Annotated in this window: 17 protein-coding genes; 15 read left to right on the forward strand and 2 right to left on the reverse strand. The window is 37.5% G+C overall.

Annotation, left to right across the window (positions count from 1 at the left end; genetic code table 11):
- Positions 1-67 precede the first annotated feature (67 nt).
- The 8 genes from IGL07_RS05950 (at position 68) to rbfA (ending at position 9,949) form a co-directional block, all read left to right on the forward strand.
- Positions 68-2,488, forward strand: a complete 2,421-nt coding sequence (locus IGL07_RS05950; RefSeq protein WP_002393199.1) for a cation-translocating P-type ATPase — start codon at positions 68-70, stop codon at positions 2,486-2,488.
- A gap of 141 nt (positions 2,489-2,629) precedes the next feature.
- Complete coding sequence (locus IGL07_RS05955) at positions 2,630-4,516, forward strand: Ig-like domain-containing protein (RefSeq protein ID WP_010817214.1); 1,887 nt, start codon at positions 2,630-2,632, stop codon at positions 4,514-4,516.
- Between the two features lie 205 nt (positions 4,517-4,721).
- Positions 4,722-5,195, forward strand: coding sequence for a ribosome maturation factor RimP (rimP, locus tag IGL07_RS05960; protein ID WP_002357863.1), 474 nt, complete (start codon positions 4,722-4,724; stop codon positions 5,193-5,195).
- Positions 5,196-5,338: 143 nt separating this feature from the next.
- The gene (nusA, locus tag IGL07_RS05965; RefSeq protein ID WP_438747272.1) at positions 5,339-6,550 is read left to right on the forward strand and encodes a transcription termination factor NusA; all 1,212 of its coding nucleotides are present in this window, start codon (positions 5,339-5,341) and stop codon (positions 6,548-6,550) included.
- 20 nt (positions 6,551-6,570) lie between these two features.
- On the forward strand, positions 6,571-6,870 hold the full coding sequence (gene rnpM, locus IGL07_RS05970; protein ID WP_002363794.1) for an RNase P modulator RnpM: 300 nt from the start codon (positions 6,571-6,573) through the stop codon (positions 6,868-6,870).
- On the forward strand, positions 6,860-7,165 hold the full coding sequence (locus IGL07_RS05975) for a YlxQ-related RNA-binding protein (protein ID WP_010817215.1): 306 nt from the start codon (positions 6,860-6,862) through the stop codon (positions 7,163-7,165). Before rnpM ends, IGL07_RS05975 begins: the two co-directional genes overlap by 11 nt.
- A 12-nt stretch (positions 7,166-7,177) precedes the next feature.
- On the forward strand, positions 7,178-9,574 hold the full coding sequence (infB, locus tag IGL07_RS05980) for a translation initiation factor IF-2 (protein WP_002357859.1): 2,397 nt from the start codon (positions 7,178-7,180) through the stop codon (positions 9,572-9,574).
- Between the two features lie 24 nt (positions 9,575-9,598).
- Entirely contained in the window at positions 9,599-9,949 is a 351-nt protein-coding gene (gene rbfA / locus IGL07_RS05985; RefSeq protein WP_002360497.1) for a 30S ribosome-binding factor RbfA, read from the forward strand.
- 372 nt (positions 9,950-10,321) lie between these two features.
- Here the strand turns inward: rbfA and IGL07_RS05990 are convergent, their stop codons facing one another.
- Both IGL07_RS05990 and IGL07_RS05995 read right to left on the reverse strand, forming a co-directional pair.
- A complete protein-coding gene (locus IGL07_RS05990) occupies positions 10,322-10,807 on the reverse strand; it encodes a toxin (protein ID WP_002382232.1) in 486 nt (161 codons plus the stop codon).
- Between the two features lie 34 nt (positions 10,808-10,841).
- Entirely contained in the window at positions 10,842-11,324 is a 483-nt protein-coding gene (locus IGL07_RS05995) for a helix-turn-helix domain-containing protein (protein ID WP_002360496.1), read from the reverse strand.
- Positions 11,325-11,541: 217 nt separating this feature from the next.
- Here IGL07_RS05995 and IGL07_RS06000 point away from each other — a divergent pair, with 217 nt between their 5' ends.
- From IGL07_RS06000 to IGL07_RS06030, 7 genes are all read left to right on the forward strand, one after another.
- A complete protein-coding gene (locus IGL07_RS06000) occupies positions 11,542-11,676 on the forward strand; it encodes a hypothetical protein (RefSeq protein ID WP_010708662.1) in 135 nt (44 codons plus the stop codon).
- A 45-nt stretch (positions 11,677-11,721) separates the two neighbouring features.
- The gene (locus IGL07_RS06005) at positions 11,722-12,477 is read left to right on the forward strand and encodes a DnaD domain protein (protein ID WP_025189515.1); all 756 of its coding nucleotides are present in this window, start codon (positions 11,722-11,724) and stop codon (positions 12,475-12,477) included.
- Positions 12,478-12,495: 18 nt separating this feature from the next.
- Positions 12,496-13,338 (forward strand): ATP-binding protein, encoded by an 843-nt coding sequence (locus tag IGL07_RS06010; RefSeq protein WP_010817217.1) that lies wholly within the window; start codon positions 12,496-12,498, stop codon positions 13,336-13,338.
- 66 nt (positions 13,339-13,404) lie between these two features.
- Complete coding sequence (locus IGL07_RS06015; protein ID WP_025189516.1) at positions 13,405-13,797, forward strand: hypothetical protein; 393 nt, start codon at positions 13,405-13,407, stop codon at positions 13,795-13,797.
- A gap of 19 nt (positions 13,798-13,816) precedes the next feature.
- Positions 13,817-14,224 (forward strand): RinA family phage transcriptional activator, encoded by a 408-nt coding sequence (locus IGL07_RS06020; protein WP_002360491.1) that lies wholly within the window; start codon positions 13,817-13,819, stop codon positions 14,222-14,224.
- A 221-nt stretch (positions 14,225-14,445) separates the two neighbouring features.
- Positions 14,446-14,862, forward strand: a complete 417-nt coding sequence (locus tag IGL07_RS06025) for a hypothetical protein (RefSeq protein ID WP_002382237.1) — start codon at positions 14,446-14,448, stop codon at positions 14,860-14,862.
- A gap of 12 nt (positions 14,863-14,874) precedes the next feature.
- The gene (locus tag IGL07_RS06030; RefSeq protein ID WP_002365550.1) at positions 14,875-15,387 is read left to right on the forward strand and encodes a phage major tail protein, TP901-1 family; all 513 of its coding nucleotides are present in this window, start codon (positions 14,875-14,877) and stop codon (positions 15,385-15,387) included.
- Positions 15,388-15,412: the final 25 nt, after the last annotated feature.

Below are 15,412 nucleotides of genomic sequence, written 5' to 3' on the forward strand. Positions count from 1 at the left end.
ATTTTTATTCAGTGCTATACTGTGGGAGAGAAGGAGACGATGAAAGAGTCGACTAGAACAAGGGGTGATGTGTTTGAGAAGAAAAAAAGAAATGCAAGAAAATGAACCAATAGCAGTGACTGCTAACGCGGAACGCTATTATCCAGAAGATAAACAAGGCTTGACGGCCGCACAAGTTGAAGAAAGACAGCGAAAAGGCTTAGTCAATGCCGCCGTCGATACAGAGTTTATCACAACAAAACAGATTGTTATTAATAACGTATTTACGTATTTCAACTTAATTTTTGTGGTACTAGGTGTGTTATTAATGCTGGTACAATCTTATAAAAATATGACCTTTTTGCCAGTAGTAATCATTAATACGGTCATTGGAATTTACCAAGAAATTAAGTCGAAGAAAGTATTAGATAGCTTAAATATTCTAAACGCTACAAAAGTAACCGTTGTAAGGGATGGCCAAGAACAAGAAATTTCGCCAGATGAACTGGTTTTGGATGATGTGGTGCTCTTTAAATCGGGTGAACAGATTTCTGGGGATGCAATTGTCTTATCTGGTGAAGTCCGTGTGAATGAATCCTTGTTAACTGGGGAATCTGATGAGATTACCAAAGTAGCAGATAGTCAACTTTTGTCAGGTAGCTTTATTGTGTCAGGTTCTTGTTATGCAAGAATTGATAAAATTGGCGCTGAGGCCTATGTTCATCAATTAACGCTTGAAGCGAAGTCAATTAAAAAAGGGGAACAATCAGAGATGGTCGGTTCCATTAACCGTTTGGTGAAATGGGTAGGAATTATTATTATCCCAATCGGCTGTGTTCTATTTTTCCAAAGTTATTTCATCAACCATCAAGGGCTTCATGACAGCATTGTCTCCATGGAAGCTGCCTTGATTGGGATGATTCCGGAAGGGTTGTACCTTTTAACAACCGTTGCATTAGCTGCCAGCACAATGCGCTTAGCGAAGCGCGGCGTTTTATTGCACAACATGAAAAGTATCGAATCCTTAGCACGTGTTGATGTGTTATGTGTAGATAAAACAGGAACAATTACTGAAAACACGATGGAAGTCCAAGAGTTGGTTCCTGTGGTGAGTATCGAAAATGATGGTACAGACTTAACCAATGTCGAAAAATTAATTGGCGATTTTTGCCGAACAATGTCAGCTGACAACGATACGATGAAAGCGATGAAAGAATTTTTTGTTACTAATAATCAGAGGGAAGCCGTTAGCTATACCTCGTTTTCGTCTGTCGAAAAATTTAGTAGCGTGACTTTCCCAGAAGCGACGTATATTCTTGGGGCGCCAGAGATGATTTTGAGAGACAATTATGAAATGTATCAATCTGAAGTGGAACATTATACAAGTCAAGGCTATCGCTTATTGGTGTTCGGAAAGTATTTAGGAGAATTTCAAGAAACGTTGACAGCAGAGGTTCAACCTCTAGGCTACATTCTTCTTTGGAATCCGATTCGTAAAGAAGCCAAAGCAACTTTTGAATATTTCGCTGAACAAAATGTGGCCATTAAGGTCATTTCTGGCGATAATCCTTTAACAGTATCCAATGTAGCACAAGCGGCAGGCATTATTGGTGCTGAAAATTATGTGGACGCGCGAACATTAACTACAATGGAAGCCCAGACAGAAGCTTTAGAAAAATACACCGTTTTTGGTCGTGTCACGCCAGAACAAAAGAAACAATTTGTGCTATTGTTGAAAAAATTAGATCATACAGTGGCGATGACAGGGGATGGAGTCAATGATATTTTAGCCATGAAAGAAGCAGATTGTAGTATTGCCATGGCTTCAGGAAATCAAGCTACAGCACAAGCCTCGCAAGTTGTGTTGTTGGATTCTGATTTTTCAACGATGCCGGAGGTTGTCTTTGAAGGCCGCCAAGTAGTTAATAACATTGAACGCTCTTCAAGTTTATTCCTTGTAAAAAATATTTTCTCCTTGCTAATGTCTGTCTTTGCTATGATTTTTGCCGTGACATATCCTTTACAACCGACACAAGTCACATTGATTAGTTTATTTACAATTGGGATTCCTTCGACATTTCTAGCTTTGGAACCAAATCATCGCCGCATTGAAGGGAAATTTCTTTTCAATGTGTTATCAAAAGCAATTCCTGGTGGGTTAACGGATATGTTAGTAGTCGGTGCCTTACTAATTTGTGGTGATATTCTTGCACTTCAAAAAACGGACATTTCAACGACTGCAACATTGTTGCTAGTTTCAGTCGGCTTTATGGTTCTTTATAAAATTAGTTCACCAATGAATCGTTACCGCAAGCGCGTAATGATTGGCTGTTTAATCGGAATGGTTATTACAAGTATTTCCATGAAAAACTTGTTCTCGTTAACTTCGGTATCGCCAACAGCCTTGTTACTTTTAGCCATTCTTTTCTTTGCAGCAGACTCAACTTTCCAACATTTATCAACCATTTCTGAAAAAGTTCAATTATGGTTTTATAAGAAAAGACATTAGGAGCAAAACACCGAGCCAAAATTATTTTGGTTCGGTGTTTTTTGTTTTTTATTGTTGAGAAAAATAAAAACACTTGTACCTAGTTAATCCTTGATAGTATAAACCTAACCAATTATTTTAGGTAGGAAGGATTGAATAAAAATGAAAAAAAGAAGTTTTGTCTATTGGGGAATGTTTTTCATTCTTTTGTCGACGCTGATAACGCCTTTTCTGAAACTTGAAACAGGATATGCGCAAACGGAACCAACTAGTACCAGTGAAACCAATCAAATTTCTGCTACGCCAAATGTAGTGCCGCGTAAACAAGTGGGCAACATTGTGTCAGCGATTCAACTAACGGACAAAGAGGGAAACCCGCTTGGGACCATTAATCAATATACAGACATCTACCTCCGAATTGAGTTCAACTTACCGGATAATACCGTTAATAGTGGGGATACGAGTGTGATTACTTTACCCGAAGAGCTACGTCTCGAGAAAAATATGACCTTTAATGTAGTAGATGATACAGGTGCTGTGGTTGCAATCGCACAGACCGATGTAGCAAATAAAACGGTCACGTTAACGTATACAGATTACGTAGAAAACCATGCCAATATTAGTGGGTCTTTATATTTTACAAGTTTGATTGATTTCGAAAATGTCGAAAATGAATCCAAGATTCCTATTTACGTCACGGTTGAAGGGGAAAAAATATTTGCTGGCGATCTTGATTACCAAGGTGAAGGCGATGATGTTAACGAAAAATTTAGCAAGTATTCGTGGTTTATCGAAGACGATCCAACCGAAATTTACAATGTACTACGGATTAATCCAACAGGGCAAACATATACTGATTTAGAAGTGGAAGATGTGCTAAAAACAGCAAGTTTAAGTTATATCAAAGACACTATGAAAATTGAACGAGGACAATGGACACTGGATGGAAATGCTATTTGGCAGTTCACGCCAGAGGAAGATATAACTGATCAGTTGGCTGTCCAGTATGGTCCTGGTGACCGCAATTTTTCGGTGCATTTTGGCAATATTGGGACTAACGAATATCGTATCACCTATAAAACCAAAATCGATCATCTTCCCGAAAAAGGTGAAACCTTCACAAATTATGCAAAATTAACAGAAAATCAAACGGTGGTGGAAGAAGTCGAAGTGAGTCGTGTCTCACAAACGGGTGGTGGAGAAGCCAATGGTGAACAATATGTTGTTGAAATTCATAAAGAAGATGAAGCGGGCCAGCGTTTAGCAGGTGCAGAATTTGAACTCATTCGTAACTCAACCAATCAAACAGTGGCCAAAATCACAACAGATCAAAACGGAACAGCGATTGTTAAAGGCTTGTTAAAAGATAACTATACTTTAGTAGAAACCAAAGCACCTATTGGTTACCAACTTTCGCAAAACAAGATTCCAATAACGCCTGAAGACTTTGGTAAAAACTTAGTTGCACTGAAAACTGTTGTGAATCATAAGATTTCATATCAACCAGTCGCTGCTTCATTTTTAGCTGGAAAAGTTCTTTTAGGAAAACCACTGAAGGATGCTGAATTTCAATTTGAATTGTTAGATGAGAAAGGCACAGTACTAGAAACAGTTAGTAACGATACTTTAGGGAAAATTCAATTTTCACCATTAACCTTTGAAACTCCCGGAAACTATCAATACACCATTCGGGAAGTAAACACGCAACAGGCAGGTGTTTCCTACGATACGCACAACCTTCAAGTCCAAGTAACCGTCGAGGCGCTTTTAGGAAATCTCGTGGCGACTATTCAGTATGATGGAGGTCAAGTATTTACTAATCACTATACGCCAGAAAAACCAATAGAAAGTACCACACCACCAACGAGTGGGACAACAGATACTACTACGAATTCAACCACAGAAACTACTTCAATAACTATTGAAAAACAGTCGATTCGTAATAAGGAATTGCCAAAAACAGGAGAAACAAAAGAAAACGCGTTTCTTTTCTTAGGTAGCCTTCTTTTGATTCAAGGATTATTTATCTATTTTAAAACGAAAAAATAATCGCTTAGATAGTTTCAGTAATCGAGACAAAATGTGCAAATTTCGAGAGATTTAGTTTGTTCATTTGAGTTTGGAGAGGTTCTGTGCTATACTATCTTTAGCGTAATGATACTAGTTGGGAGTGAGCGGATTTCTGCTCACTCTTTTTGATGGAAAAGTCATCAGGACACGGTTCGTTACATCAATCTCGAAGGAGGCGAAAATTTTGAGTAGTGCTGTGGAAACTGTAACAAAGTTAGTCACACCAATCTTAGAAGAACAAAATTTTGAACTTGTGGAAGTAGAGTTTGTTAAGGAAGGAAAAAATTGGTTTTTACGAGTATTTATCGATAAAGAAGGTGGCATTGATATTGAGGAATGTGCCTTTGTCAGCGAAAAATTAAGTGAAAAACTAGATGCAATGGATCCAGATCCAATTCCGCAAGCGTACTTTCTGGAAGTTTCTTCTCCGGGAGCAGAACGTCCGTTAAAGAAAGAAAGCGATTATGAACAAGCGGTAGGTAAGTACATTCATATTTCTCTTTATCAAGCAGTTGATGGAGAAAAACAGATTGAGGGTACCTTAGTCCATCTTGATTCAGAACAATTAACATTAAGTGTAAAAATTAAAACCAGAGTGAAGGAAATGACTTTTGAACGTAAAAATATCGCAAAAGCTCGTTTAGCCATTCAATTTTAATCAACAGACTCGAATGTAAAAAAGGGTCCACTAAAAGTTTTACTTTTAGCTAGGCCTGTGACAAGTTTTAACGAGAAGTTTTTCCCTTGGAAGAAGAACCACTCGTTCAGCTTTAACGAATCCATAGGAGGAAAAGAAAAACAATGAGCAAAGAAATGTTAAATGCATTAGACGTATTAGAAGCTGAAAAAGGGATTCCTAAAGATACGGTGATTGAAGCGTTACAAGCAGCTTTAGTTTCTGCATATAAAAGACATTATGGACAAGCAAGCAACGTCGAAGTTGAATTTGAACCAAAAAAAGGCAATATTCACGTGTATGCTGTCAAAGAAGTAACAGAAGAAGTATTTGATTCACAATTGGAAGTTTCATTAAAAGATGCCGTTGCATTAAATGGTGCATATGAAATCGGCGACAAAATTCGTTTTGAAGTTACACCAAAAGACTTTGGCCGCATTGCTGCCCAAACAGCAAAGCAAGTAATTTTACAACGTGTCCGTGAAGCAGAAAGAACAATTATTTATAATGAATTTAGCGAATATGAAAATGACATCATGCAAGGAATTGTTGAACGTCAAGATCGTCGTTATATTTATGTAAACTTAGGTAAAATCGAAGCAGTCTTATCAAAACAAGATCAAATGCCAAATGAATTTTACCAACCGCATGATCGGATTAAAGTTTACGTATCACGTGTTGAAAACACATCAAAAGGCCCACAAGTTTTTGTAAGCCGTAGTCATTCAGATTTACTAAAACGTCTTTTTGAACAAGAAATTCCAGAAGTTTATGATGGAATTGTTGAAATCGTAAGCGTCGCTCGTGAAGCTGGCGATCGTTCAAAAGTAGCCGTTCGTTCAACAGATCCTAATATTGACCCAGTGGGTACCTGTGTTGGTCCAAAAGGCCAACGTGTCCAAGCGATTGTGAATGAATTAAAAGGCGAAAATATGGATATTGTGGAATGGAACGAAGATCCAGCTATTTATATTAGTAATGCCTTGAATCCAGCTCAAGTATTAGATGTTATTTTTGATCCAGAAAATAGCAAAGCATGTACAGTTGTTGTACCTGATTATCAATTGTCATTAGCAATTGGTAAACGTGGTCAAAATGCGCGCTTAGCTGCTAAATTAACGGGCCATAAAATTGATATCAAATCAGAATCTGATATGGCTGAATTTTATGAACAACAAGCCAATCAAGAAGTTGCCGAAGTGGCAGAAGAAATGGATGAAGCAATTATCCATTCAGATATGACGGCAGATGATTACGAAAACTTGGCTGCTGAAGAAGCAGTTGTTGAAGCAGTTGTTGAAGCAGAAATTACAGAAGAATTACCTGAACAAGAATAACGTTTTTGGAGGGTGAAAAAATGAAAAAGAGAAAAATTCCAATGCGTAAATCGGTTGTTTCAGGCGAAATGAAACCGAAAAAAGAATTAGTCAGAATTACTCGCTCCAAAGAAGGCGAAGTGGCCTTAGATCCAACTGGTAAATTACCTGGACGTGGCGCTTACGTTGATTTGGATCCTGCGGAAGTCCAAAAAGCTTGGGATAAAAAAATTCTTGATCGTGTCTTAGAAACAAAATTAAGTGATGAATTTTATCAAGAACTATTGGATTATGTAACGCACCAAAAAGCCCGCAAAGAGTTGTTTGGCGATGGAAAATAAAACCAAAATTTTGAACCTTTTAGGTTTAGCAATGCGCGCCGGTAAATTAGTCACAGGCGAGGAATTAACCCTTAAATATATTCGTGCAAACAAAGCGAAATTTGTGTTTGTTGCGCAAGATGCCAGTGAGAATACTAGAAAGAAAATCAAGGACAAAAGTTCTTATTATAATGTTCCTGTTAGCGAACTGTTCAGTCAATTCGAGCTCAGCCAAGCGATTGGGCGACCACGAATGGTTATCGGAGTAACTGATGCAGGATTTGCCACCAAAATCAAGGAATTACTAAAAGGTTAGGAAGGTGATTGCATGGGAAAAAAAAGAATTTATGAACTAGCAAAAGAAATGAATAAAGCAAGCAAAGACGTTGTCGATAAAGCGCATCAATTAGGTATGGATGTTAAAAACCATATGGGCGCAATTAGTTCCGAGCAAGAAACAAAGCTTCGTCAAGCATTCGGAGGAGGAAGTACCGTAAATACTCAATCAAAAGCAACAAACAACCAAAAGCAACAAACAACACAAAATAAACCAGCCAATAAGAAACCAATGAACAATAAACCTGGTGAACAAAGAAATAACCAAAATCGTCCAAACAATCAATCAACGAATGGACAACAAAGAAACAACAACAACCAAAATCGTCACGGCCAAAGCAACACACAAAACCGTAGCAATCAAACAAATACAAACAATCAAAACCGCAATACCCAAAACAATAACGGTTCTACAACGAATCAAAATCGGACCAGCCAAAATAACAATGGCGGGAACAACCAAAACCGTGGCGGCCAAAACCGTAACAACAATTTTGGTGGCGGTCAAAATCGTAATAACCGGAATAACTTTAATAACCAAAACCGCAATCGTTTCAATAAAAAAGGGAAAAAAGGCAAACATCAACAAGAATCAGCGAAGCCAGCAGTACCAGCACGTAAATTCCGTGAATTACCAGATGTTTTAGAATATACAGAAGGTATGAACGTGGCGGATATTGCGAAAAAAATCCACCGCGAACCAGCGGAAATCATCAAAAAATTATTTATGATGGGTGTCATGGTTAACCAAAACCAAGCCTTAGATAAAGATACAATTGAATTATTAGCTGTGGACTATGGCATGGAACCGCAAGAAAAAGTTCAAGTTGATATTGCGGACATTGATAAATTCTTCGAACCAGAAGCAGTTGTTGAAGAAAACTTAACTACACGTCCCCCTGTTGTCACAATCATGGGACACGTAGACCACGGGAAAACAACATTATTAGATACATTGCGCCATTCTCGTGTGACTTCAGGTGAAGCAGGCGGTATCACGCAGCATATTGGTGCCTATCAGTTAGATATTGATGGCAAACCAATTACGTTCTTAGATACACCAGGACATGCGGCCTTTACAAGTATGCGCGCGCGTGGTGCCAGCATCACTGATATTACCATCTTAGTTGTTGCAGCGGACGATGGAGTAATGCCACAAACAATCGAGGCGATTAACCATGCGAAAGCGGCAAAAGTGCCGATTATTGTAGCAGTTAACAAAATTGATAAGCCTGGTGCGAACCCTGATCATGTGAAACAAGAATTAAGTGAACATGAATTAATTCCTGAAGAATGGGGCGGAGATACGATTTTCGTCAATATTTCAGCGAAATTCAATCAAAACATTGATGAACTATTGGAAAATATTTTACTGATTGCTGAAGTAGAAGACTTAAAAGCTGATCCAACGCAAAAAGCAATTGGAACAGTGATTGAAGCACGCTTAGATAAAGGTAAAGGTCCGGTTGCGACATTACTCGTTCAACAAGGAACTTTACATGTTGGTGATCCAATCGTTGTTGGTAATACTTACGGACGTGTTCGTGTGATGACCAATGACATGGGCCGCCGTGATAAAGAAGCAGGACCAGCAACTCCTGTGGAAATTACCGGATTAAATGATGTTCCTCAAGCGGGTGATCGTTTTGTAGTCTTTGAAGATGAAAAAACAGCACGTCAAGCAGGGGAAGAACGAGCTAAACGTGCGTTACTTGAACAACGTTCAGCAAGTAGCCGTGTGACATTGGATAACTTATTTGAAAGTCTAAAAGAAGGCGAATTAAAAGAAGTTAATATTATTGTCAAAGCAGACGTACAAGGATCTGCCGAAGCCGTTTCAGCAAGTTTACAAAAAATTGATGTAGAAGGTGTTCGTGTGAAAATTGTTCACGCGGCAGTTGGGGCCATCAATGAAAGCGACGTAACTTTAGCCGCAGCAAGTAATGCGATTATTATCGGCTTTAACGTTCGCCCAACACCACAAGCAAAACAACAAGCAGAACAAGAAGAAGTTGATATTCGTTTACACCGTATTATCTATAAAGCTCTAGAAGAAATCGAAACAGCGATGAAAGGGTTATTAGATCCAGAATTTGAAGAAAAAATTACTGGTCAAATGACGGTTCGTGAATTGTACAAAGTATCTAAAGTTGGCACAATCGCTGGCTGTTATGTTACAGAAGGCTTTATTCGCCGCGATAGTGGCGTGCGTGTCATTCGTGATGGTATTGTTATTTATGAAGGTAAATTAGCAAGCTTGAAACGCTTTAAAGATGACGTGAAAGAAGTTAAACTTGGTTTTGAATGTGGTGCTATGATTGAAAACTTCAATGATTTACGTGTAGATGATGCGATTGAAGGCTTCATTATGGAAGAAATCAAACAATAATTTTAGTAATTGGAGGAAGACACTATGGCAAATTATCGTGACCGTCGTGTAGGTCAAGAAATCATGCGTGAAGTGAATGATATCTTGAACAAACGCATCAGAGATCCACGCGTCCAAGGCATCACTATTACAGATGTTCGTGTGACCGGTGATTTACAACAAGCAACGATTTATTACAGCTTGTTATCTGATTTAGCTTCCGAACAACAAAAAGCTCAACAAGGCTTAGACAAAGCCAAAGGACTGATTCGTAAAGAATTAGGACAACGGTTAACCTTGTATAAAACACCAGAGTTGATTTTTGAAAGAGACGAATCTGTCCAATACGGAAATCACATTGATGAGTTGATTCGTAAGTTGAATCAAGGTGAATAATTAAAAAGAAAAAGCACACCAGACGAATGGTGTGCTTTTTCTTTTCATGATTTCTTGATAAAATAGTCATGGAGGTGCAAAGATGAAAAGAATTGTTGCTTTCTATAAAAATGGAGATCGTTATTTAAAAGAAATGGGTTCAGGCAAGAGTTCCCTGTACTTTTTTCTTTTCTTATTTGTACTACATAGTATGCGGGAACATATTATTCAGTTCATCGGATTTTGGCCGTCATTTATATTCGTCCTCATACTTGTCCCAAATCTTATGCTTGGCGTCGGACATATTAACCATTGGTACAAAAACCGCTCTTGAATTTTCCAGAATACTTTTAAGCATGGAACAAAATCAATAAGGATTTTGTTCCATGCTTTTTAAGTTAACCCGGTATTTAATACCATCACAGAATAATCCCTAAATTCAAAAATTCGTCCTTTATAAAGATAAGTGGCGCCATACTTTTGTCGATAGTACGTAATCACATTTTTTAATGTTTCAACATCGATTTCCAAAAATTCAGCACAAGAATAATGGTTACTTAAGCCAGCTTCAGAGCAACGAATTAAATCGTCTAATGTAACTAATTGCTCTAAGGCCACATTGCGGGCTTTCAACTCTTGCTTCCGATTTTCTGTACAATTTTGATTTAAAATAGTGCCAACGGATGTTTGATAATGCCCGTATTCCTCGGCTAAAATATTCTTCTTTTGACGGGTACTCAATGTTTTTTCAATATAAATTTTGCCATTTCGATACAACCCATAACAACCTGTTTGATTGTATAAATCAATTTCTAAAACCGTCACATCCTTTTGAATGGAACTGACGAGTTTTTCATAATCATTCACTTTACCATTCACCTGCCATTACTTAATAAAAAGAGTAGATGGGAAGTTAATCCTCTTTTTTGTCAGAAGAAATCGATTGTTGATATTTGGCATCAATTTCATCCAAGTAATCGTGAATTTTCTCGATTTCTTCTTTTGAAAATATCTTTTCTGGATCCCCAGCGTGGGCAGCCAGTGTCATTTCGTCACGGCGAGGGAATGAGAGAATTTCTGCTTGCGTTTGTTGTTCGTGTAATTGTTGTTCGGCAAATTGATAAACGATGGCTTGTCGTTGGGGTTCTAATTTTTTATAAATGCGGTCGATAGTTGAGGCATTTTTTTCCATGGGAACCTCTTGTCCCATCAACCAGGCCTCATTAATGTCTAATGCATCTGCAATGCGATAAACTTTGTCTTGTTTTGCTTCGTAACGACCAGCTAGCCAATCGCTGATCGAAGATTTACCGATGCCAGTTTTTTTCGCTAAATCACTAGGTTTGATGTTCTTGGCTGTTAAAGCCTCTTTTAAACGGACAGCAAAAATGTTCATATTTCCGAACCTCCTATTGCCTCAAAGTATACTATATCTGTTTAGAGAAGGCAAGTAACAATCGCAATTAAAATTAGAGGTTCATAAAACCGAACTTATGAGTTGACAGTGAAAATATTTGATGCTAAGATAGAGCCATTCAAATGTTCGGTTAACTGAACTATTTTTTTGAACACTTTGTTCGGAAAACCGTATTTTTTGTAGAAAGGGTGAAGAAATGAGTCAGAACTATAAAAAAACGTTGTCGGATATGTTACTTTTAGCAATTATTTTATTAATAAGCAGTGTCTCAATAAAAATTGGGGCCATCGTGATTGGTATGATTGGCCTCATGGAATTACTAACAGAGTAACAATAATTTAGTCAAAAGGAGAGAAGAGGATTGGCAGAACGACGCATGTTTGCAAAAACGATTATTGATAGTGATGCATTTTTAGATATGCCCTTATCAAGTCAGGCTCTGTATTTTCATTTAGCGATGCGTGCCGATGATGATGGATTTATCAATAATCCCAAAAAATTGCAGCGAATGGTTGGTTGTGGGGAAGACGATCTAAAATTGCTAATGGTTAAAAAATTTATTCTAGTATTTGAAAGTGGTGTGATCGTTATCAAACATTGGAAAATTCATAATTATATTCGCAGTGATCGTTACAAACCAACCTTGTATCAAGAAGAGAAAAATCAGATTGTTGAAAAAAATAGCAAAGCTTATACGTTTAAAGCAGAATCGTCTGTCGGTGGTCAACCAGCTGACTACCAACGGTTACCACAGGAAAGCATAGGCCAGTCTAATTTAGGTCAGAGTCAAGGTAGTAGTTCAGAAAACGATTGTTTAAAGATGATTTATCATTTTTATGAGGAAAACGGCTTTGGTACACTGGCCTCAAAAACAAGCCAAGATTTTAAGTATTGGTTGCAAGATTTTATACAAAAAGGGGCTAGCCAAGAGGAAGCATGCCAATTAATCTTGCATGCTTTAGGAATTGCCGTCGATCGAAATAAACGGAATTACGGCTATGTAAATGCTATTTTGAAAAGTTGGGAGCAACAAAATTATTTATCCGTACATGAAGTTCTGGTAAATGATAAAAAACAAGTGTTGGAGCATACGCCGCAAATGACAGAAGAATATCAAGAGTTAGGTTTTTAAAGAAAGGAGGAAATCAGTATGCATGCGACAGATCAAACTTTTCAAATACTATTGAGTCAATTGTTAGAAAAAGTTGAAGACCGTTGTCCTGAATGTGGCAGTGAACAATATGTTTGGCAACAAAAAAATAAAGATGGCACAGAACGTTGTGCCCCAACTTGTTGGTCGTGTGGGTATAAAATGCTAAAAAAACATGAACAAGAAGCCACTCAACAACGTTCTCAAGAGAGTTTTATGGCACGTACACAAAAATTTTTTCATCAAGGGTCCTTAATTGCTGATGATGCGCTACGGCAATGTCGTTTAACCAATTACCAAACCACTGAATTAGAAACAAGACAAGCAAAAGAACGGGCCTTAGCAGCAGTTTCAGCGATTGTTGAAGGAAAGCCAATTCACGTTATTTTTTCAGGGAAACCTGGTGTCGGTAAAAGTCATTTGGCTATCAGTATTTTAGTTGAAGTCATAGAACGCTCTGCATATCAAAAGTATTGTTTATTTGTCAGCTACTCTGAGTTATTAGAAAAACTAAAAATGTCCATGAATGAATCGGCCAAAAGCCAAGCAAAGGCTCAAGCGTATATTACTAGAATGAAAAAAGCAGACGTTTTGGTCTTAGATGATTTAGGTGCTGAATTAGGAATTAAAAATAAAGTTAGTACGGATTTTAATAATGACATCTTAAATCGAATTTTAGAAGCTAGACAGAATAAAGCAACTATTTTTACTACTAATTTTTCTGGGAAACAACTGGTGGAGGCCTATGGAACACGCATTATTTCTCGTCTAATGAAGCACGCCAGTGGCTATGTTTTCCAATATAAAGACACAACAGACAAACGAATGAGGAGTGTGAAATAAATATGTTAACAATTATTATTGGGTTTATCTTTTGGACAATGACACTGATGTTAGGTTATCTAATTGGTGAAAGAGAAGGCCGTAAACATGAGTAATTTAACAAAACGTAAAAAAGATTTATTTGAAATGAAAAGCGTTGTATTTAAAGATATTTCAAAGCAACAAAGCGAAAAAGCACAAAAAAGAAAACGACTCTTACAACTAATGAATCAATATCCCGATTGGACAAGTCAGAAAAATAAACCTATTATGCAGGAAATTCAAGAATTAGGACAAGCAATCGGTAATTGGTCGATGGATCAATCAAGACCCATCCAATCCATCAAGGCCGCATCGTTTACAAAAAGCGAGTATCTCTATTTAATTTGGCTCGGTTATTCAGATGAAGCGATTCGTCACGGCTTAGACATGTCGAAAGAGTGTTATTTTATTTATCGATTAACACTTTTAAATGAATAAAAGTAAAGGAGATTAACCAATGCGTACGTCAACATTTAATTATATCAAAGATATTTTAGCAGACTTTTATAAAACAGATGAGTATATCCGGCAACGGGAAGAAGAATTACGGCACCCTTATCAAGAAGCAGATTTAAATGCTGGTATTAGAGGACAAGGACTTCACTCTGTAGTGACCGAACGAATGGCGATTACGATAGCTATGGATCGTCGTCTGTGGAACTTAGAGAGAAATCGAGACATTATCAAAAATTGTTTAGCTGAAGCGGATGAACAAACGCGCGTGATTATTGAAGAACTATATATGAAAAAACGGCCCTCTTTAACATTAATTGGACTTGCCCAGCAATTATTTATTAGTAAAAGCCAAGCCTATAAATTAAGAAATCATTTCTTTGAAGCGGTGGCGGATGAACTAGGGATGTAAACATGGAAAAAGCGTGGAATTTTTTCAGGTGTCAACATGGTAAATTAATAGTGTCGAAAGAGATAGATAAACGTGAGGCAACCAAAAAAATGAAGACACGGAATTCTATAATTTTGACTGCTTTCTTGTGTCAGCTATGAAGGAGCAGAAAATGCCGGCTACTTTCAAAATCCTTCATTTTGACTAGAAGAGAGCCAATTTGTTAACCAATCCTGAATTTTTTGAATGGAAAGGTGGCGCTAAAAATGAATGAAGCGGAACAAGAGTTATATGAAGCCCTTGTTGCAATCTGCCAGACGTCAGGATTTTTGTTGCTAGAGGAACTGCCGACAGATTTACCAGATCAGCCATTTGTTTATTTAGGTGATAGTAAAGAATTACCTAAGCCAACTAAATCAGCTATTTTGGGAGAAATTGAATTAATAATGCATGTTTATGGTGCGTTATCTGAACGACAACAAATTTCTACAATTAAAGGAACGATTTTACGGCAGGCAACCAGTAACTTAAAACGAACGGCTCATTTTAATTGGGGTATCAAACATCAAGAAGTCAAAGCACAAATGGTAAAAGATACCAAACAAATGAAAAAAACAATTTGGCATGCTGTACTACCATTACACATGCAATTTTACTAGGAGGAATTATCAATGGGAGAAGTTATGCAAGGAAAAGACCGTATTTTATTAGTTCGTCGCTTGGATGAAGCAGCGACAAAGAAAGCAATGAAACCCTTATTTCAAATTGAACATGAATGGGAATTCTCACGTGAATCGAGCGGTACGCAAACAAAAGATGGCGTTGCGAATGCTGTTTCTGGTTTAGAAGTTACGTTATCGTTAAGCGGTTTAGCCTCTCGAGATGATGAAAATTTATACATGAAAGACGCAGTTGAAGATGGCATCTTAATGGAATTTTGGGATGTTGATTTAAAAGGTGAAAAAAATGCGGAAGGTAAATATCCAGCAATTTATGCCCAAGGTTATGTAAATTCATGGAGTTTACCAGCCAATGTAGAAGAATTAGTAGAAATTGAAACAGAAGCCTCTATTAATGGCAAACCACAAGATGGTTTTGCAACAGTAGAAGCAGATATTATTGCAGAAGCACAATATGCGTTCCAAGATACCGTTCCAGATAAAGCACCACAACCTGGCGAATAATCAAAAAGTGTTGAATTTTAGGAGG

This window comes from Enterococcus sp. DIV1368f (genome assembly GCF_051712245.1).
GTDB classification, from domain to species: Bacteria; Bacillota; Bacilli; order Lactobacillales; family Enterococcaceae; genus Enterococcus; species Enterococcus faecalis.

Bases quoted from the DNA above. Each gene is read 5' to 3' on its own strand.
- IGL07_RS05950 (WP_002393199.1), top strand. From the start codon at position 68: ATGTGTTTGAGAAGAAAAAAAGAAATGCAAGAAAATGAACCAATAGCA.
- IGL07_RS05955 (WP_010817214.1), top strand. From the start codon at position 2,630: ATGAAAAAAAGAAGTTTTGTCTATTGGGGAATGTTTTTCATTCTTTTG.
- nusA (WP_438747272.1), top strand. From the start codon at position 5,339: ATGAGCAAAGAAATGTTAAATGCATTAGACGTATTAGAAGCTGAAAAA.
- rnpM (WP_002363794.1), top strand. From the start codon at position 6,571: ATGAAAAAGAGAAAAATTCCAATGCGTAAATCGGTTGTTTCAGGCGAA.
- IGL07_RS05975 (WP_010817215.1), top strand. From the start codon at position 6,860: ATGGAAAATAAAACCAAAATTTTGAACCTTTTAGGTTTAGCAATGCGC.
- infB (WP_002357859.1), top strand. From the start codon at position 7,178: ATGGGAAAAAAAAGAATTTATGAACTAGCAAAAGAAATGAATAAAGCA.
- rbfA (WP_002360497.1), top strand. From the start codon at position 9,599: ATGGCAAATTATCGTGACCGTCGTGTAGGTCAAGAAATCATGCGTGAA.
- IGL07_RS05995 (WP_002360496.1), bottom strand. From the start codon at position 11,324: ATGAACATTTTTGCTGTCCGTTTAAAAGAGGCTTTAACAGCCAAGAAC.
- IGL07_RS06000 (WP_010708662.1), top strand. From the start codon at position 11,542: ATGAGTCAGAACTATAAAAAAACGTTGTCGGATATGTTACTTTTAGCA.
- IGL07_RS06005 (WP_025189515.1), top strand. From the start codon at position 11,722: ATGTTTGCAAAAACGATTATTGATAGTGATGCATTTTTAGATATGCCC.
- IGL07_RS06010 (WP_010817217.1), top strand. From the start codon at position 12,496: ATGCATGCGACAGATCAAACTTTTCAAATACTATTGAGTCAATTGTTA.
- IGL07_RS06020 (WP_002360491.1), top strand. From the start codon at position 13,817: ATGCGTACGTCAACATTTAATTATATCAAAGATATTTTAGCAGACTTT.
- IGL07_RS06030 (WP_002365550.1), top strand. From the start codon at position 14,875: ATGGGAGAAGTTATGCAAGGAAAAGACCGTATTTTATTAGTTCGTCGC.